Genomic DNA, 17,631 nt, shown 5'->3' on the forward strand with positions numbered 1-17,631 from the left:
AGCAAACAGACGGTACACCCTGCACCGTGAGAAAACATTTGCTGTGGTTCCGCGGAACTTATTTTTATATCCTAACGTCTATAAAAACAGGTTCATCTCTGTCCTTTTGCCTGAGAGATTGGCACGCAAACCCCTTTGCGCGCGTTGCACCTTCGGCAGTCCCCTTGAGGAACGTTCTCCAGAGCCACATCCATTTACAGTCCTCATCCGGAAAACCGGACACCTGAGAGTTTTGCTCCTTCGGCAAGTCTTTGACTTTTTCCTGCAAACTTCGTTTGTCGCGTATGTAGTTTATGGATTCAGTGTAACACCGTGACAACATTCTGTCAATGTCAATCAAGATATTCGTGAAAGTTTGTGAAAAACGGCGAATTTCTTGACAACCTATGCTATAATAGATAGGCTATACTGGTAGTATTATTGGTAAATCCAAGTAATCAACAGCATCCCTCGAAAGGAGGAACTTTACATGAATGATGCTTTGCAGCAGCTTCTCGACAGGCTGACGGCTCTGCTGGCGGAAAAACCGCTCATCGGGGCGTGGTACACGACCGTTGTGCGCTTCGTGTTCCCGCTGCTGGCGCTGATGATCCTTGTCGGTGCGATCCGCTCGCTGTGGAAGGTCAAGCACCCGGATGAGGTCTGGGGCTATCTGGTGCTGCGCAACGGCGTGCGCCTGCCCATCACCCACTGGGAGAACATCATCGGACGCGCACCCAGCTGCGATGTGCAGCTGGAATATCCGTCGGTATCGCGTCAGCACGCCGCGCTCATCCGCGAGGATGACGGCAGCTGGACGATATACGACCTCGGTTCCAAGGGCGGCATCAAGGTAAACGACCTGCCGGTGGACGAGTATGCGCTCGTCGAGGACGGCGACACGGTCACCTTTGCGGGTATTCCCGCTATCATGGAGCCCATTACCGCTGAGGAAAAGCGTGCACAGATGGTCGAGCGCCGCATGGAGGGCAAGCCTGCCGGCATGTGGGGTTCGCTCGTACTGCTGACGCTGTTCCAGATCCTCACCGGTCTGCAGCTCATTATCGCACAGGGCGACAAGGCGACCACCACCATTCCGCTCACCTTTTTTGTCTTTACGGTAATCTGCTGGGCGTATTTCATCGTCATGCGCCTGTTCCGCCGCATCGGCTTTGAAATGGAGACGATAGCGTTCTTCCTATGTACGCTGTCACTCGCCGTCACCGGCTCGACCGTGCCGGACGAGCTGCCCAAGCAGCTGATTGCGATTTTGATGGGCCTTGCTATCTTTATCGTGCTCGGCTTCTTCCTGCGCGACCTGACCCGGGCGCAGAAGGTACGCTGGTTTATGAGCGCAACGGCAGTCGGACTGCTGGCTATTACACTGCTGATCGGCTCGTCGCAAGGCGGCGCGAAGGCATGGCTGCGTCTCGGCCCTCTGTCTCTGCAGACCTCGGAAATTGCGAAAATCTGCTATATTTTCGCCGGTGCCGCAACGCTCGACCGCCTGTTCAACAAGCGCAACCTGTGGATGTTCATCGGTCTGACCGCCATCTGCGGCGGCTGTCTCGCGCTGCAGAACGACTTCGGCACCGCACTTGTGTTCTTCGTGACGTTCCTCGTCATCGCGTACCTGCGTTCGGGCGATTTCGCCACCATCGGCCTTGTGTGCGCCGGCTGCTTCGGCGCTGGCATGGTCATGCTGACCATCAAGCCGCACGTTGCCGCTCGCTTCGCTTCCTGGGGACATATCTGGGAGGACGTATACGACAAGGGCTTCCAGCAGACGCATACGCTGACCGCAGCCGCCTCCGGCGGCATGATCGGCGTAGGCGCAGGCAAGGGCTGGCTCTCGAATCTCCCTGCCGCGGATACCGACATCGTGTTCGGTATGCTGTGTGAGGAATGGGGTCTCGTCATTGCCGTGCTGACCATCCTGTGCATCATTACGCTGGCGGTGTTCGCTGTCCGCGCCTGCCGCGCCGGACGCTCCAGCTTTTACACCATTGCCGCATGCGCGGCCACCAGTCTGCTGGTATTCCAGACCTGTCTGAACGTATTCGGTGCGGTCGATATTCTGCCGTTCACCGGCGTTACGCTGCCGTTCGTATCCAACGGCGGTTCGTCCATGCTGTCGGCATGGGGTATGCTCGCCTTTTTGAAGGCGACCGACACCCGACAGAATGCATCGTTCGCGGTTCGTCTGCCCAGCCGCCGCGAGCTTAGAGGGGAGGAGTAACCATGCGGAAAATCGAAAAACGCAGTATTTTCTGTCTGATCCTTGCCGCACTGCTCGGTCTGGGTCTGGCGTTCTTCTGCTTCCGGTTTGTCGTGGACGGCGGCGACTGGGCCTCCTACCCGTACAACCGTCATCTCTATAACAACGCCGGTCAGCTGAAAGGCGGCACCATCCTCGACCGGGACGGCGATATGCTGTCCACGCTCGACGAGGACGGCAACCGCATCTACAACGATGACGCAACCGTCCGGCGCGCCACACTGCACGCCGTAGGCGACAAAAGCGGCAACATCGGCGCGGGTGCGCTCACCTCGTTCGCGGATAAGCTGTCCGGCTACAATCTGCTCACCGGCGTATATTCTCCGCTCGGCACCGGCAACAGCCTGTATCTGACGATTGATGCCTATTTGAACAATGTCGCCTATCAGGCTTTGAACGGAATGAACGGAACGGTTGGCGTTTATAACTATAAAACCGGTGAGATTTTGTGCATGGTGTCCACACCGACGTTTGATCCGGCCAATCCGCCGGACATTGCGGCGGACGATCCCGCGTGGGACGGCGTTTACGTCAACCGCTTGCTGTCCGCGAACTCGATTCCGGGCTCTATCTTCAAGGTTGTGACCATCAACGCCGCTATCGAGAACATCCCCGACCTGTTCCAGCGCAAGTGGACGTGCACCGGCTCGGTCAACATCGGCGGCGAGGAAGTCACCTGCCCGCACGCTCACGGCGAACAGGACATCGAGGAAGCGCTCGCCAACTCGTGCAACGGTGTGTTCGGTCAGCTGGCCGTCGAACTCGGCGGCGAAACCATGCAGAAATACGCGGATGCGGCAGGACTGACCAAGTCCATCAAGGTGGACGGCATTCAGACCTCGGTCGGCAAGTTTGATTTCTCGGGCAATGACAATCAGCTGGCGTGGTCGGGTGTCGGTCAGGGCCAGGATACCCTGTGTCCGATCAACATGCTCCAGTATATGGGCGCGATCGCCAACGGCGGCAAGGCTGCCGTCCCGCGCCTGATCGAAAAATCCACGACCGACTACGGTCTGCCGACCGGCATTTACTATCCGCACAAGTCGGCGCAGCTGATTGACGAAAAGACCGCGGGTACCATCGCGGATATGATGCACAACAACGTCATCGAGACCTACGGTCAGGATCGTTTCCCGGGCATGGATATCTGTGCCAAGTCGGGCACCGCCGAGGTCGGCGCGGATAAGTCACCGAACGCATGGTTCACCGGCTTCCTGCGCGACGAGGCCACGCCGTATGCCTTCATCGTTCTCGTCGAGAACGGCGGCGGCGGCTCATCGGTTGCCGGTACAGTGGCTTCGCAGGTTCTTCAAGCGGCGGTAGAAAAAGCCTACTAAGGAGAGAGAAATCATGGCGCAAAGCACTGAAACACTCCCTAACGGACTGCAATTATTACAGGACGACCGGTTTTTTAAGCTCGGTCAGGACAGCGTGCTGCTCAGCGCGTTCGCCAAGCCGAGACGCAATGCCAAACTGCTCGACCTCGGCTGCGGCACAGGCGCACTGGCACTGCTCGTGTGGCGGCCCGACCTCAAGATTACCGGACTGGAACTGCAGGACGGCCCGCTCGACCTGTTCCGGCAGTCCATCGCGGCAAACGAGCTGGAAAACGTAACCGCTCTGCAAGGCGACCTCCGGCAAATGCGCACGCTGCTGCCGCACGGCAGTATGGATTACGTTATCTGCAACCCGCCGTATTTCGACCGCAACGCAGGCGCAAATGCGCCGACCGCCGAAAAGCGCACCGCAAGACAGGACGCGACCTGTTCGGTCGAGGAACTGGCGGTTGCGGCCTCGTTCGTGCTGCATACCGGCGGCAAAGCCGCGTTCGTATTCCGGCCGGAACGGCTGTGGGTACTGCTTGAAGCGCTTTCGCGCGTGCGGCTCGTGCCGAAAAGAATGCGGTTCGTGCACCAGAGCGTGCAGGCATCGCCAAGCGTCGTCATGGTCGAGTGCCGAAAAGGCGGCAGTACGGAAGGACTTGTTGTTGAGCCGCCGCTGATCGTTGAGAGTGATGAATATTTCCGTATTTACGGAATTGAGCATTGAAAATGGAGCATCAGCGCTATTCTTGCGCGAGTTCCGTCCGTGCTGCGCGGAGACGCGCAATGCGCGATGATTTAATTCGGCACCATGTGCCGCACCTTCATTTTCCATTCTCAATTATCCATTCTCCATTTAAGAAATTCCGGAGGGATTGAATTGTCTACATTATACTTAGTCGCAACGCCGATCGGCAACCTGAGTGATTTATCGCCGCGGGCACGCGAGGTTCTCAGCACAGTGGATTTCATCGCGGCAGAGGACACCCGCGTGACGCAAAAGCTGCTTAACGCCTGCGAATTGCCCAAAAAGCCGATGATCTCGTACTACGAACACAACCGCCGCGCACGCGGTGAAGCAGTTTTGGAGAAGCTGCTCGCCGGTGAGACCTGTGCGCTCGTAACCGATGCGGGCACGCCTGCGGTTTCCGATCCGGGTGAGGATCTGGTCGCGCTGTGCGCCGAGCACGATGTACCCGTTATCCCGATTCCGGGCTGCTGTGCGGCGGTCTGCGCGCTGGCGGCATCCGGTCTGCCGACCGGACGCTGGTGCTTTGAAGGCTTCCTGTCGGTCAACAAAAAAGCCCGCAGAGAGCACTTGGACACTCTGCAGGGTGAAAAACGCACGATGATCTTCTACGAAGCACCGCACAAGCTGTGTGCAACGCTGCGCGACTTGCGCGACGCCTTCGGCGGCGACCGCCGGCTGTCACTCTCGCGCGAGCTGACCAAGCTGCATGAGCAGACGCTCCGCATGACGCTCGACGAGGCGGTTGCCTACTTTGATGCCAACGCGCCGCGCGGCGAGTTCGTGCTCATCCTCGAGGGTACGCCGGACGAGCCGGAGACCGAGCAGGACGAGGCAGACCGTCTTGCCTCTGCCGCCAAGGCGGTCCGCCGCCGCGTGGAACAGGGCCAGACCCAGAAGGACGCGGTCAAGGCGGTTTCCGCCGAAACCGGCGTAAAGAAAAACGCGCTGTACCGCTATGTACTCGATCACGAAGAATAACGAAAAAACCGTTGCAAAAAGCAACGGTTTTTTTCGTTTTCTGCACCTATTTGAGATGTTTCGGACAGCTGCTACGGCAGCAATGTCCGCGTCCGGGGCACTGCGCATGCCGTTCGCACAGCGCAACATCGCCGCCCTCGATCACCAGCCGTTTGCCGTTTACAAGGCAATCCGCCAGCTTGCGGCGGGCGTTGTTGTAGATCAGCTGCACCGTTGTGCGGGCCACGCCCATCTGCGCGGCAGCCTGCTCCTGCTGCAGATTTTCCAGATCCATCAGACGGATGGCTTCATATTCGTCCAGCGTCATTTGCACGCACTCTGTCGTACTTTCCTGCGGGGAAAACTCGCTGAACGTCGGCAGACCGCAGATTCTGCGGCACTTTCTCGGTCTCGGCATGAATTATTCGTGACAGTGACCGCCGCAGCCGTGGCTGCCGCAGGAATGGCCTTCGCCGTGGTCATGGTGCGTGCAGTGCACATTGGGATCAAACGCCAGCGTACCGTTCAGGAACGCCTGCACTGCCTCATCGGCATTGCCCTGCACACCGCCGATCAGACGGATATTGGCCTCCGCAAGCGCTGCCTGTGCGCCGCCGCCAATGCCGCCGCAGATCAGCGTATCCACACCGAGCTGTGCCAGCAGGCCGGCCAGCGCACCGTGACCGCTGCCGTTCGTATCCACCACCTGCGCATGCAGCAGCTTGCCGCCGGATACCTCGTATAGCTTAAACTGCTCCGTGTGGCCAAAATGCTGGAAAACCTCTCCGTTTTCATAGGTAACTGCGATCTTCATAACCATTTCCTCCGAATTCATTTCTGACATATGTCAATAACGCTACTTATAGTCTATCACGTTTTCGGCATATGTCAATAATAAGTTTTGGCATACCACTATCTCATTATATAGGAAGCAGATGCCGATATCCGGATAAAGCAAAAACCCTTCCGAAAATCGGAAGGGTTTTGCCTTGTGTTGACGGAAAAGATGCATTCTTTCCGCACTCGCCGTAATCAGTTCATTGGAGATATGCCTGCACTATACTGCGGATATCCGGAGATAATTTTACTGCGTCTATCTTTCGAACAATTTGGTTGTACAGCGCTGCTGCTTGGTCCTCAAGAGGAGCAAATGGATCGGTGGTATAGAACGCCTTCCGCCATGAATAGGTGCCATCCTTATTGGGATTACAGAAAAAGAAATCATAATAGCGATGATCTTTCATCTTTTCCGTCTGAAAAACAATGACAACCAATTTTTCTCCTTCACTGATAGAATCACATGAGTATGCATCATCAGCCAGTGTCCACCTATAACTTTGGTTCATATGCTCCGGATGGTAAACAACAGTTCCATGATTGTCTTCTGTTAAGAGGTTCAAGCTCTGAAGCAGCGGACTACTTTCGTATTCATACCCGCCTTCGCACTCCCATTCAATCTCATCCATCATGGTCTGCGATGACAACTTTGTGACAAAACGGCAAAGCAGAGCTGCGGTTTCTGAAGGCAGTCGAAGGTCGTGACTAACTAAATTGTCTATGCTTACATTGAAGAATTGGGATAATTTCCAAACCACATCTATACTGAGGCGCTTATTGGTGTTTTCTTTCGCTGTGCGAGAAATATATCCTGCACTAACGCCAAGCATCTTTTCCAATTCGCCCAATCGGATATCATTGGACTTAGCAAGATGGGTAATGTTAGAAACGAGAATGCTGTTGTCGAAATCGCCAATTGAGCTTAAATACTCTTGGATGTATTCATTCTGCCGTTCCTTCATTTCCTCATAGCCAGATGTATCTTCATCGCGCGTAGCAAAATCGATTATGGATTGGAGCGTATTTCTAACCCCCAAAGCCTCTGTCAATTCAGAAAACGATGTAGGATAAATCAGCGATTTCCGTTCTCCCTGATATTCAAATTTATCCTCCATATACTCATCAAATTGCCGAGACATGATATCCCTCCTCCGTATTGTTCAAATATATTTTATACTTTGAACTATAAAATGTCAATAGTTCAAATCGTCAAATTTATGAATGACCGTTTTGAAGGAGAACAGATTAAAATGGAGGCGCACTGGCTAATCCCCCGTGCGCCTCCATTTCTTATTTCAGTCGGATGATCTGCTCATACATTTTTCCCACCGCCTTGTCCTCATGGTAGTGTCCGAAAAACCAGTATTTGAAGCGGCAACGTTTTCGGATTTCATCGAGGAAGTCTGTCAGTACGTCCCGCCGGTACAGCCCGCCGCTGAATATGTCCTGGATGCTGCTGGGACAGCAGTGCGTGATGATGTAGTCTACATCCCAGCCCGCTCTGTCCAGTGTTTCTCTTGCGGTCTGGTATTCTTCCTCGTTGGGCAGTTCCTCTTTCCACCAGGAGCGATGATTGACACTGAACAGCGCCCATGCGGCATTAAGCTGCCGGAGCTTTCGTTCAAGGTTCGGATCGTCCGGCTCCAAAATACCGTCTTGGACATCGTGGTTGCTGGCGCTGCCCATCGTAAAAATCCGCTTTCCGCAAATCTCATAAAGCTGTCCTCGCATCAAGTGCAGGACGCTGGGACAAATCACCTGCACGAGTCCGCCGTGCCACTGGTTGATTGGATAGCTGCAGAGCAGGTCGAAATTTTCGTGATTCCCACTCACAAACAGCGTCATAAACGGTCCGTTTTCCAACCAGTCCAGCCATTGCTGTTCGGTATCGCTGCCATCCCAGATACCGCCGAAGTCGCCGCAAATGACCAGATAATCTGCTTTCGTCAGCTGCACCTGCTCATAAAAGGCTGCGGGGCGAAGTCTGCTGAAATCACCATGTGTATCGCCAGTCATAAAAATTGCCATATTCTTTACTCCATTGCTGCTTACAATTCCTGTTCCATCACCATCTCCGAATCCCGGAAGTGGATGCGGATGGTTTCTGCATCCTCTACCGTGATCTTCTGGATGATCTGACGGACGAACTCATCGTCGAACTCCGTGTAGCCTGCGCTGCACTCCATAATGCTGTCCCACATCTGCTGATGGCGGGCGGCCTGTTCCTCAAAACTGACTTTCATCTGTTGAGCATCCAGAATCTGTGCTTTGAGGGATTCTTTCTCGTCCATCAGTGCCTTCATTTGGGCATTCAGTTCGGCATCGCCCATGTTCTCCAGCAGCCGGTCCAGCAGATCGCTTTGCTCCCGACTCACCGCTTCCAGGTGTTTCTTCAGTTCCAGCAGCTTTGCACCAGCCTGCGATAATGCCTGTTTGGCTTCCTCTGCCATCGCCAGTACATCGGGACAAACCTCCTGCCGGATGGCGGCAAATTCATTCATGGCGGCAAGGATCGCGCTGTGGAGCTTGTTCTCATCCAGTGTCGGGGAGTTATGGCAGTATTTCGTGCCGAACTCCAATCTGGACACGCAGCGCCATACAATACGCTTTTTCCCGTTTCTCGCCCATGTCACTCGTTTGTACGGGGAACCGCACTCACCGCATACCAGCAGTTCTGTCAGGGCGTATTTGCCGGAGTATTTCCCCAGCTCTGTCTTGCCGCTCTTTTGCAGCACCTTGCGCTTGCTGAATCGGCGCGTCATCTCGTTCCGCACCTGATTGAACATCTCTCTGGAGATGATGGCAGGATGGTTGTTCTCCACATAGTACATGGCGCGCTCGCCCTGGTTTTTCTTCACCTTCTTGGAGATGCAGTCCGTGACATAAGTCTTTTGCAGGAGAGCGTCTCCGATATATTTTTCATTCGTCAGGATGTTGTGGATGATGGCGGGCGACCAAGATTCTACACCCTGTGCGGTCGGGACATTTTCCTCGTCCAATTCTCGCTTGATCTGCCCCAGCGTACAGCCGTCCAGATACCGGTGATAAATCCGCTTGATGACCTCGGCTTCCTCTGGGACGATCTCCGGCTGCCCATCCGCACCCTTGCAGTATCCCAGCATCTTTTTGTATTGGAAGGTCACTTTTCCGGCTTCCGCACTTTTTGCTTTGCCCCAAGCGACATTCTTGCTCAGAGATTCGGATTCCGCCTGGGCGAAACCGCTGAACAGGGTGATCAGAAACTCGCTGGATTCCGTCAGCGTATTGATGTTCTCTTTTTCGAAGTACACGCCGATGCCGTTGGCTTTCAGAAGGCGCACTGTTTCCAAGCAGTCCACGGTGTTTCTGGCAAAGCGGGAGAGAGATTTTGTGATGATGAGGTCGATATGTCCTCGTTTACAGGCACTTCTATTGGACAGCGAGAAATATGATTTGAGTTCGCCCCATGGGAATCATTATTTAAGGAGCTGCTTCAAATCTTCTTCCGGCGTGGTGATGGGAGCAATGCCGAAATTCTCTACAAGGTAGTTCAGCACATTGGGCGAAACGAACGCCGGCAGCGTGGGGCCAAGGCGAATATTCTTGATTCCCAGATGCAGCAGCGTCAGCAGGATGCACACTGCCTTCTGCTCATACCAGGAAAGAACCATGGACAAGGGCAAATCGTTCACGCCACAGCCGAACGCCTCCGCCAGCGCCAGCGCGATTTTGACAGCTCCGTAAGCATCATTGCACTGGCCCACATCCATGAGCCGAGGCAGGCCGCCAATGGTCCCGAGGTCAAGGTCGTTGAAGCGGTATTTGCCGCAGGCCAGCGTCAGCACTACGGTGTCGGCGGGTGTCTGCTTGACAAACTCGGTGTAGTAGTTTCGTCCGGGGCGGGCACCGTCACAGCCGCCGACCAGGAAAAAGTGTCGGATCGCGCCGCTCTTTACCGCCTCGATCACCTGATCCGCCACGCCAAGCACCGCGCCATGACCGAAGCCGGTCATGACCGTGCCGCCGCCGTTGATACCGGTGAACGGCTTGTCCTCGTTGTAGCCGCCAAGCTCCAATGCCTTTTCGATGACAGGGGTGAAGTCCTTATCCTCGCCGATGTGCGTCATTTCCGGGTAGGATACCACCGCCGTGGTGAACACGCGGTCGGCGTAGCTTGCTTTCGGCGGCATCAGGCAATTGGTGGTAAACAGCACCGGCGCGGGGATGTCGGCAAATTCTCTTTGCTGATTCTGCCACGCCGTGCCGAAGTTGCCCTTGAGATGGGCATATTTTTTCAGTTCAGGATAGCCGTGGGCAGGCAGCATTTCGCCATGGGTGTAGATGTTGACGCCTTTACCCTCGGTCTGCTCCAGCAGCAGCTTCAAATCGTGGAGGTCGTGGCCTGTGATGACGATGAACGGCCCCTTCTCCACCGTCAGCGGGACGGTGGCAGGCGCGGGCGTACCGTAGCTTTCGGTGTTGGCCTTATCCAGAAGCGCCATGCACTTAAGGTTTTTCTCGCCCACCTCCATTACGATGGGCAGCAGCGCATCCATATCCCAGTCCTCGCCCACGGCAAAAAGAGCCTTGGCGAAAAAGCGGTTCACTTCCTCGTCGGCATAACCCAGCATCATAGCGTGATGGGCGTAAGCCGCCATGCCGCGCACGCCGAAGAGGATCAGGGATTTGAGGCTGCGAATATCCTCCTCCGCGTTCCAGAGCAAATTCATGTCATAATCATCGTTTGACCCGCAGCGGGAGCCGCAGCCGGAGCAGCCTGGAACAAGGCGGGCCTTTTCCTCGTGTACCCGATCGATCAGCTCCCGAATGGTCTTTTCGTTGAAGCTCACATTGGTGACGGTAGTGAACAGGCCCTCGATCATCAGCCGCCATGTATCAGCGTTGACCGGTGCATCGCCATCTGTGGCTCTTGCCAGCCCAATGAGCGCGCCCGTCAACTCGTCCTGAAGCTTCGCTACATCGGCGGTCTTGCCGCAGACACCGGCTTTTCCGGTACAACCGGCGCAGCCAGCCGTCTGCTCACACTGAAAGCAAAACATTTTGTGATTCATTATCGTTTTCCTCCTATTTCGGTTCAAATCATGTCCTTTTTATCAGAAGCTCACGCCTCCTCGAAGGACTCCTTGCCCACATTGCACAGGGGGCACTCAAAATCCTCCGGCACCTCGCTCCACGGCGTACCGGGGGCGATGCCACCTTCCGGATAACCCGCGCTTTCGTCGTATTCCCAACCACAAAGGCTGCATACATACTTCATTGTGCTTTTTCCTTTCTTTTTCTAATGATTTTGTTATTCTTCCACCAACCGGCCGTCCACTGTCACGGTGACCACCTGCCACGGAATGAATTTCCCGCTCTGCTGGAGCGCCTTTTTCGCCGCCAGTTCCAGCCCGCCGCAGCAGGGCACCTCCATCCGCACAACGGTGACGCTTTTGATGTTGTTCTCCCGGATGATCTCCGTCAGCTTTTCGGAATAGTCCACGCTATCCAGCTTGGGGCAGCCCACGAGGGTAATGTGTCCCTTAATGAACCGCTCGTGGAAGGCGGCGTAGGCGTAGGCGGTGCAGTCGGCGGCGATGAGGAGCCTCGCGCCGTCAAAATACGGAGCGTTCACCGGCACCAGCTTGATCTGCACCGGCCACTGTGAAAGGCGGCTCATCTGCTGGGCTTGCGGCGTTTCCACGGCGGGCGCGTCCTGGCGCTGAATATTCCGGGACTGGCTGCCGGGGCAGCCGCAGGGCAGGGTTATGCCCTCGTTTTGCATTTTCCGCTGCTTATTTTCCATGACGGCCTGCTCGTCATAGGCCGCCGCCTCTCGCTCTACAAAGGTGATGGCCCCGGTTGGGCAGGTGGGCAGACAGTCACCCAAGCCGTCGCAGTAATCGTCTCGCATCAGCCGCGCCTTGCCGTTCACCATGGCGATGGCGCCCTCGTGGCAGGCGGCAGCGCAGGCGCCGCAGCCGTTGCATTTATTTTCGTCGATCTCGATGATCCGTCGTTTCATTGCAATGCCTCCTTGCTTTTGTGGCTTGATTATACTAAAATTAAATCAGCAAGTCGGTTGAATTTTCAACGAAAGAGGACTTTTTATGAAAGAATTTTTTCCGGTACTCCACACCGCGGCGCTTTTCTCCGGCATTTCCGACGAGGAGCTTGCCGCCATGCTCTCCTGCCTTGGGGCGAGGATCGACACCTTCCCCAAAGGCTCCCGCCTGCTCCGCGCCGGAGACGCGGTGGAGGAGGTGGGTCTTGTGCTGGCAGGCAGCGCCCTCATCGTGCAGGAGGATATCTGGGGAAACCGCAACATTCTCTCCAAGACCGGGCCGGGGCAGACCTTCGCGGAGGTGTTCGCCTGCGCGCCGGGAGCGGTTCTCAATGTGAGCGTAGAAGCGGAGAGCGCGGTGACGGTGATGTTTTTGCATATAAAGCGCGTTTTGAGCATGTGCCCCTCCGCCTGCTCCCACCATAGCCGGATCATCCGCAACCTGCTGAGCAAGCTGGCGGAGAAGAACCTGCGGCTCAACGAAAAGCTCACCCACATGGGCCAGCGCATAACGCGGGCAAAGCTGATGTCCTATTTTTCCGCAGAGTCACAGCGCCGAGACAGCTATGAGTTCGACATTCCGTTCTCTCGTCAGCAACTTTCGGATTATCTCGGCGTGGAGCGCAGCGGACTGTCCATGGAACTTGGCAAAATGCGGGATGAGGGCCTGCTTGACTTTCATAAAAGCCACTTTGTTTTGAAGGTGTGACAGTTTTATCCAAACAGGCGCCTCAAAATGGCAAGGTCTACATTGTATAGCTGCTTGTGCGGCATTTAGGCTACCGTTTGGATACGATTCGGATTACCCTGCGAATGATATCTCAGTGACCTTGTAGATGTCTGCCATGCAGAACTGACGCCCCCTTACCATATCTGCTTTGCTGCGAGCATAGTTCTCATTCCGTAAAATATCTCGGTCTGCCGATCATAGTAAAGCCGATCTTTCCAGTCACCACCACATTATCGGAGCTGCTGGCGCAGTGGATGATGAGGATATTTCCGCTGCTGTCGAAGCCGCAGACGATCCCCACATGACTGTCGCCAGGATAAAAGACGAGGTCGCCCGGCTTGGCATTGTTCCAACTGATGGGTGTGCAGTAGCTGTGCTGGGCAGACGCCCCTCCACCATGGCCGATGATGTACTGCCCTCCGCTCTGGTTGTAGAATACCCAATCGACAAACCCCGAACAATCTAAGCCGAACGGACGCACGGTCCCGCTGCTGGAGCTGCCTGCCGCTGTCACCTCCATAGGCGTTCCCCAGCGAGAGTCCCATCCAAGCACAAGGCTCTTTCCTCCCCAGAAGTAGTTTACCTTTCCCAAGAGCTGATACGCAGTCAACACCACCTGCTTGCGCTCCTCGCTGAGATCGGTGGGGAGCTTTTTGATGATCTCCTGGATCTCCTCCGGAGACAGGTCGATATCCTGATAACTGCCGGTCAGCGCCATGAACAGCTCCTGATACTCCGGCTGCATCAGTTCTCCCAACAGCTTGCGCCGCTCGGTGTTGAACCGATACTCGTCCGCCATTTGCAGATGATCCTTGACTGTGACAGTGATGTGCAGGATAACGGTATCGCTTTCATCTTCATCACCGGAGACGGTTTCCACCCAATAAGAGATGGCGTTCATATCCCAGAAGATCTGACGCAGGATGTCCAGTTTTTCTGCCGTCAGCGTGGCAATAGCTCGGCGCGAAAGTGTATGATTTTTGTTCAAGTGCTGAATTCCTCCTTAAAATTTTTGGGTATAGAGATGTTGGGATCGCAGTTGATGTTACTTAGTTCATCACCCCCTTTCCAGCGTTTTCCTTTTTTGCAGGTACTCGTTCCAGTCCTTCCCGATGCGGGGCTTCTCCTGTGATATCTCATATCCCATTTCCGCGTATTTTTTTCGGAGCTGTTCCGCCGTTTCTTCTCCCGGTGTATCCATATCCAAACAAAGAACGATCCGCTGTTCATAAACTGACGGATCACCTGTGCGGCGATGCCGCGCTTGCGAAGGTAAGCGAATACGCGGCGGTCATCTGCATTGCGCGGTGGCAATGCAAACTCTTTTGGCGGCTCGTCCTGCTTAGTGACTGGTTTTGTTTTGACAGGAGCGTCTCTGGCCTTGCCTTGAAAGGTCAGCAGGTACTCTACTGCCTCCGGAAAAGTTTTATCGCAGAACTGCTGCAGGAATGTGATTGCATCGCCGCCGATGCCTTGAGAGTAGCGGAACCAGGTGCGCCGGTCCTTGATCCGCAGGCTGTCCATCTCCGCGGTAGTATGGAAGCGTCCCACGCGCTTGACCTGATAGCCGAGGTGGGAGAGCAGCTCCGGCAGGTCCGTTTCTCTGGCGATCTGCATTTCTGTGTCTGTGAAGCGATTTCTGATCTCGCTTGCCATAATGTGTGCCTCCTTTCTGATGAAACGCAAAAAGCCGCCCTGGGCATCTGATGATCTCAGATGCCCAGGGCGGCTTTCTCCATGTGTGATTTGTTTTTTACTTCGGCGTTTGCGGACTTACACGGCGCTTTCTTCTCAGGGGGTGTCCGTATCTGCAGTGTCTGCTTTATCGGCCACACAGGGCGCGACAGGGGGCTACGTGGGGGTATAAAAGGAAGCAGGAAGTCTGTTTCCGAAGAAGCAGGCTTCCTGCCCTATGTGCTGCTTATGACGCGCTGTCCAACGGGTTTGGGCGGTATCCATCCATAAGTTCATCATTTTCCATGATGAAGGAACGTGTCGTATCCTGTCCCCATGCAGTATCGTATTTTTCCATCAGATAATCGCTCAGTTCGGTTCTGTTCTGAATCTTTACCAGGCGGTACGGCTCCTGAAAGGCGACCTTTTCAATGAAGTACAGACTTCCGTCCTCTGCCGGCAGTAATACGCCCACGTGCCCGATGAACAGCGTATTGTCCGTATCCGAAAATCGGTCATGGAGGACAACGGAGATCAGACGGGCAGAGCTGTCTTCAAAGGAAATCCCGCGCTCCGACCAGCCCGCCTGAAGCGCTTTGACCTGATCCGCCGTCTCCGTGGTATCTGCGGCAGTTACCGGCGCGAACAATGCGCAGAACTTGGACGTGCTGTCTCCGCAGAGAACGGCGGGATCTGCGGCCAGCGTTTCAAGATCCATAAAGAGGGAGTCCTCGCCCTGCGTTTCCGGCTGATCTACTCCGGCGGTGACGAACTCACCGAACAGACTGAAGGCCGTGATCCGGCAGTTATAGCCGGGGAAGCTGCCGTTCTTCTCCGTCCACAGATCTTGCATCTCATAGGGGTCATATCTGGTCTCGGTGGGAGCGGCGCTCTCAAACCCGCCTGTCAGCCATTCGCTCTTGACGCTGGCATTGAACTGATCCACGCGGTCCAGCAGCAGCTTCGTTCGGGTCTCATCCACATTGGCATCTGCAAGCGCTTCTGTGAGCAGCTTGCGCGAGTCCGCGTCCGTCAGATTGGAATACGTTACGGTTTCCAGCGGCGGCTGCGCTGAATCCGGCTCGGCTTGCTGCCCGCAGCCTGAGAGTGCCATGAGGAGGAAGCTGACCACCAGAATCGTGGTCAGGGAATTTCTTTTCAGTTTCATAATTGATTTTGCCTTTCCTTTCATCGATCCTTGCGGGACAAAGCTGAACTTGCCGCACGGAACACTTAATATGGTAACCGACTCAGCAGGAAAAGTCCATATCAAGTATAACGTTTTCTTTTCAATTAGGTTATAGAGCCCACTTCAGATTATGTGTCCGACTCCCATCTGATAGGAAAAGCCGCTGCCTCACACGCCAGAAGAGGGGCGGGTGATACAGCGGCTGCTGGTTTTCTTTGTTTTTAAGCCTTGGTGTCCGAACCACACCAATCCATAAATTCGGCAGGGCGCATCTTAAAAATGTCGCCTCTCGCAGGGCAAAACTGAAATTTTGAAAAATCGAGTCTTTGCAACTTTTCCATTCTAAAAGTAGTGCGTTATATGCGAAAACGCCGCACTTTCGTGCGGCGTTTTCGGCGTTGCATCTTTCATCAACACATTTTGGAGCTTGTGGCCGGACTCGAACCGGCGACCTGCGCATTACGAATGCGCTGCTCTACCAACTGAGCCACACAAGCAGCTATTTGCTGCCGGAACGAGTCTTTTCTCGTTCACAGTGTTCTCAGTATATCATGCTTTTGAAAGTTCGTCAATATTTTTTTGAAATTTTTCTTGACATTCTCCGTGTATCCGTTATAATGGTATAGTATCCTTGCTCACATCAAAGGATGTGGGCCAAAAGTCCAAAAGGAGGTGCTAAGAATATGGCAAAGATTTCTGGCAAGTACGAGACTATCTTCATCGTTAACCCCAAGCTGGAAGAGGCAGCGGCTACCGCTGTTGTGGACAAGTTCAAGTCTCTCGTTGAGGCGAACGGCACGAACGTAGAGGTCGAGGACTGGGGCAAGCGCCGTCTGGCGTACCCGATCGAGGATCAGACGGAGGGCGTTTACACGCTGGTTCGTTTTGAGTCCAAGCCCGATTTCCCGGCTGAGCTGGACCGTATCTACAAGATCACGGACGGCATCATGCGTTCCATCATCGTCTGCCTGGACGACTAAGGCGGTGAACACCAATGCTCAATAAGGCGATTCTGATGGGTCGTTTGACCCGCGATCCCGAATTGCGCCATACCCAGTCCAACATGGCTGTGTGCTCGTTCTCGCTTGCGATCGACCGTGGTCGCAAGGATCAGAACGGCGAACGCCAGACCGACTTCATCGACTGTGTCGCATGGGGCCGTCAGGCAGAGTTCGTTGCACAGTGGTTCACGAAGGGTTCTATGGCAATCGTAGTCGGCCGTATCCAGTCCCGCCGCTGGCAGGACCAGAACGGCAACAACCGCACTGCAATTGAAGTAAATTGCGACGAGGTTTCCTTCGGTGAAACGAAGAAATCCCGCGATGCCTACAATGCAGGCAATCAGGGCGGTTTTGGCGGCTATGACAACGGATCGCAGATGCGGCCCGAGCCTGCCGCGTCCCAGGTTGCTCCGGCTTTCGATCTCCCTGCAGGAGATTCGGATTTTCAGGAGCTTGCTGATGACGACGGCGATGTCCCATTCTAAACTGAAGGAGGTTACGTGATCATGGAAGAAACCAAGAAGGAATTTACTCCCCGTCCGGAGCGTGCAGAGCGCCCGCAGCGCGGCCGTCGCCGTCGCAAGGTATGCGCATTCTGCGTAGATAAGGTTGCACACGTTGACTATAAAGATGCCGGCAAGCTGAAGAAGTACATGTCCGAGCGCGGCAAGATCCTGCCCCGCCGCATGACCGGTACCTGCGCTGCTCATCAGCGTCAGCTGACCGAGGCTATCAAGCGTGCACGTCACATTGCTCTTCTGCCGTACACCGCAGAGTAAGCAATTCGTTTTTTATAATCAAGGATACGCAAAGCGTCGTTTTCGCAAGAAAGCGGCGCTTTTTTGCACCCTTGTTTCTCGTTTGCGGCAA

Annotated in this window: 19 protein-coding genes, 1 tRNA gene and 1 riboswitch; of the genes, 8 read left to right on the top strand and 12 right to left on the bottom strand. The window is 54.9% G+C overall.

Going from position 1 to position 17,631, the window contains the following annotated elements; translation table 11 throughout:
• Positions 1 to 88: 88 nt before the first annotated feature.
• Positions 89 to 192, bottom strand: a riboswitch (glycine riboswitch).
• 277 nt (positions 193 to 469) lie between these two features.
• From PGS25_RS07570 to rsmI, 4 genes are all read left to right on the top strand, one after another.
• Complete coding sequence (locus PGS25_RS07570) at positions 470 to 2,218, top strand: FtsW/RodA/SpoVE family cell cycle protein (RefSeq protein ID WP_116705311.1); 1,749 nt, start codon at positions 470 to 472, stop codon at positions 2,216 to 2,218.
• A gap of 2 nt (positions 2,219 to 2,220) precedes the next feature.
• The gene (locus tag PGS25_RS07575; protein ID WP_270418177.1) at positions 2,221 to 3,594 is read left to right on the top strand and encodes a penicillin-binding transpeptidase domain-containing protein; all 1,374 of its coding nucleotides are present in this window, start codon (positions 2,221 to 2,223) and stop codon (positions 3,592 to 3,594) included.
• A gap of 13 nt (positions 3,595 to 3,607) precedes the next feature.
• The gene (locus PGS25_RS07580; RefSeq protein ID WP_270418178.1) at positions 3,608 to 4,306 is read left to right on the top strand and encodes a tRNA1(Val) (adenine(37)-N6)-methyltransferase; all 699 of its coding nucleotides are present in this window, start codon (positions 3,608 to 3,610) and stop codon (positions 4,304 to 4,306) included.
• A gap of 153 nt (positions 4,307 to 4,459) precedes the next feature.
• Positions 4,460 to 5,308 (top strand): 16S rRNA (cytidine(1402)-2'-O)-methyltransferase, encoded by an 849-nt coding sequence (gene rsmI, locus PGS25_RS07585; RefSeq protein WP_270418179.1) that lies wholly within the window; start codon positions 4,460 to 4,462, stop codon positions 5,306 to 5,308.
• 46 nt (positions 5,309 to 5,354) lie between these two features.
• Here rsmI and PGS25_RS07590 read toward each other — a convergent pair whose 3' ends face one another.
• The 8 genes from PGS25_RS07590 to PGS25_RS07625 form a co-directional block, all read right to left on the bottom strand.
• A complete protein-coding gene (locus PGS25_RS07590; protein ID WP_270418180.1) occupies positions 5,355 to 5,705 on the bottom strand; it encodes a DUF134 domain-containing protein in 351 nt (116 codons plus the stop codon).
• Between the two features lie 3 nt (positions 5,706 to 5,708).
• Positions 5,709 to 6,101 carry a NifB/NifX family molybdenum-iron cluster-binding protein gene (locus PGS25_RS07595; protein ID WP_118360585.1) on the bottom strand — a complete coding sequence of 131 codons (393 nt, stop codon included), beginning with the start codon at positions 6,099 to 6,101 and terminating at the stop codon, positions 5,709 to 5,711.
• A 223-nt stretch (positions 6,102 to 6,324) separates the two neighbouring features.
• Positions 6,325 to 7,263: a helix-turn-helix domain-containing protein gene (locus PGS25_RS07600; protein ID WP_270418181.1), complete on the bottom strand. Its 939-nt coding sequence runs from the start codon at positions 7,261 to 7,263 to the stop codon at positions 6,325 to 6,327.
• Between the two features lie 151 nt (positions 7,264 to 7,414).
• On the bottom strand, positions 7,415 to 8,152 hold the full coding sequence (locus PGS25_RS07605; protein ID WP_270418182.1) for a metallophosphoesterase family protein: 738 nt from the start codon (positions 8,150 to 8,152) through the stop codon (positions 7,415 to 7,417).
• A gap of 20 nt (positions 8,153 to 8,172) precedes the next feature.
• Positions 8,173 to 9,543, bottom strand: a complete 1,371-nt coding sequence (locus PGS25_RS07610; RefSeq protein WP_270418253.1) for a recombinase family protein — start codon at positions 9,541 to 9,543, stop codon at positions 8,173 to 8,175.
• 36 nt (positions 9,544 to 9,579) lie between these two features.
• On the bottom strand, positions 9,580 to 11,175 hold the full coding sequence (gene hcp / locus PGS25_RS07615) for a hydroxylamine reductase (RefSeq protein ID WP_270418183.1): 1,596 nt from the start codon (positions 11,173 to 11,175) through the stop codon (positions 9,580 to 9,582).
• 50 nt (positions 11,176 to 11,225) lie between these two features.
• Positions 11,226 to 11,381 carry a rubredoxin gene (locus tag PGS25_RS07620; protein WP_110435636.1) on the bottom strand — a complete coding sequence of 52 codons (156 nt, stop codon included), beginning with the start codon at positions 11,379 to 11,381 and terminating at the stop codon, positions 11,226 to 11,228.
• Between the two features lie 33 nt (positions 11,382 to 11,414).
• The gene (locus PGS25_RS07625; protein WP_270418184.1) at positions 11,415 to 12,128 is read right to left on the bottom strand and encodes an ATP-binding protein; all 714 of its coding nucleotides are present in this window, start codon (positions 12,126 to 12,128) and stop codon (positions 11,415 to 11,417) included.
• An 85-nt stretch (positions 12,129 to 12,213) separates the two neighbouring features.
• On the opposite strand from PGS25_RS07625, the gene PGS25_RS07630 reads away from it, so the two are divergent.
• Positions 12,214 to 12,876 (top strand): Crp/Fnr family transcriptional regulator, encoded by a 663-nt coding sequence (locus PGS25_RS07630; RefSeq protein WP_270418185.1) that lies wholly within the window; start codon positions 12,214 to 12,216, stop codon positions 12,874 to 12,876.
• A 187-nt stretch (positions 12,877 to 13,063) separates the two neighbouring features.
• On the opposite strand, the gene PGS25_RS07635 is transcribed toward PGS25_RS07630, so the two are convergent.
• The 4 genes from PGS25_RS07635 to PGS25_RS07650 form a co-directional block, all read right to left on the bottom strand.
• Positions 13,064 to 13,885 carry a C40 family peptidase gene (locus PGS25_RS07635; protein WP_270418186.1) on the bottom strand — a complete coding sequence of 274 codons (822 nt, stop codon included), beginning with the start codon at positions 13,883 to 13,885 and terminating at the stop codon, positions 13,064 to 13,066.
• Positions 13,882 to 14,553 (bottom strand): hypothetical protein, encoded by a 672-nt coding sequence (locus tag PGS25_RS15740; protein WP_442865245.1) that lies wholly within the window; start codon positions 14,551 to 14,553, stop codon positions 13,882 to 13,884. The genes PGS25_RS07635 and PGS25_RS15740 overlap by 4 nt, the downstream gene beginning before the upstream one ends.
• 265 nt (positions 14,554 to 14,818) lie before the next feature.
• Complete coding sequence (locus PGS25_RS07645) at positions 14,819 to 15,739, bottom strand: DUF4300 family protein (protein ID WP_270418187.1); 921 nt, start codon at positions 15,737 to 15,739, stop codon at positions 14,819 to 14,821.
• A 442-nt stretch (positions 15,740 to 16,181) separates the two neighbouring features.
• Positions 16,182 to 16,257 (bottom strand) — tRNA-Thr (locus tag PGS25_RS07650).
• Positions 16,258 to 16,443: 186 nt separating this feature from the next.
• Here PGS25_RS07650 and rpsF point away from each other — a divergent pair.
• Genes rpsF through rpsR form a run of 3 tightly spaced genes read left to right on the top strand, consistent with a single transcriptional unit; the run spans position 16,444 to position 17,540 of the window.
• Entirely contained in the window at positions 16,444 to 16,740 is a 297-nt protein-coding gene (rpsF, locus tag PGS25_RS07655) for a 30S ribosomal protein S6 (protein WP_110435639.1), read from the top strand.
• A gap of 14 nt (positions 16,741 to 16,754) precedes the next feature.
• Positions 16,755 to 17,246: a single-stranded DNA-binding protein gene (locus PGS25_RS07660; protein ID WP_110435640.1), complete on the top strand. Its 492-nt coding sequence runs from the start codon at positions 16,755 to 16,757 to the stop codon at positions 17,244 to 17,246.
• A gap of 21 nt (positions 17,247 to 17,267) precedes the next feature.
• The gene (rpsR, locus tag PGS25_RS07665) at positions 17,268 to 17,540 is read left to right on the top strand and encodes a 30S ribosomal protein S18 (RefSeq protein WP_110435641.1); all 273 of its coding nucleotides are present in this window, start codon (positions 17,268 to 17,270) and stop codon (positions 17,538 to 17,540) included.
• Positions 17,541 to 17,631 lie beyond the last annotated feature (91 nt).

The organism is Butyricicoccus sp. AM78-15b2TA (genome assembly GCF_027665985.1).
Classification (GTDB): Bacteria; Bacillota; Clostridia; order Oscillospirales; family Butyricicoccaceae; genus Agathobaculum; species Agathobaculum butyriciproducens.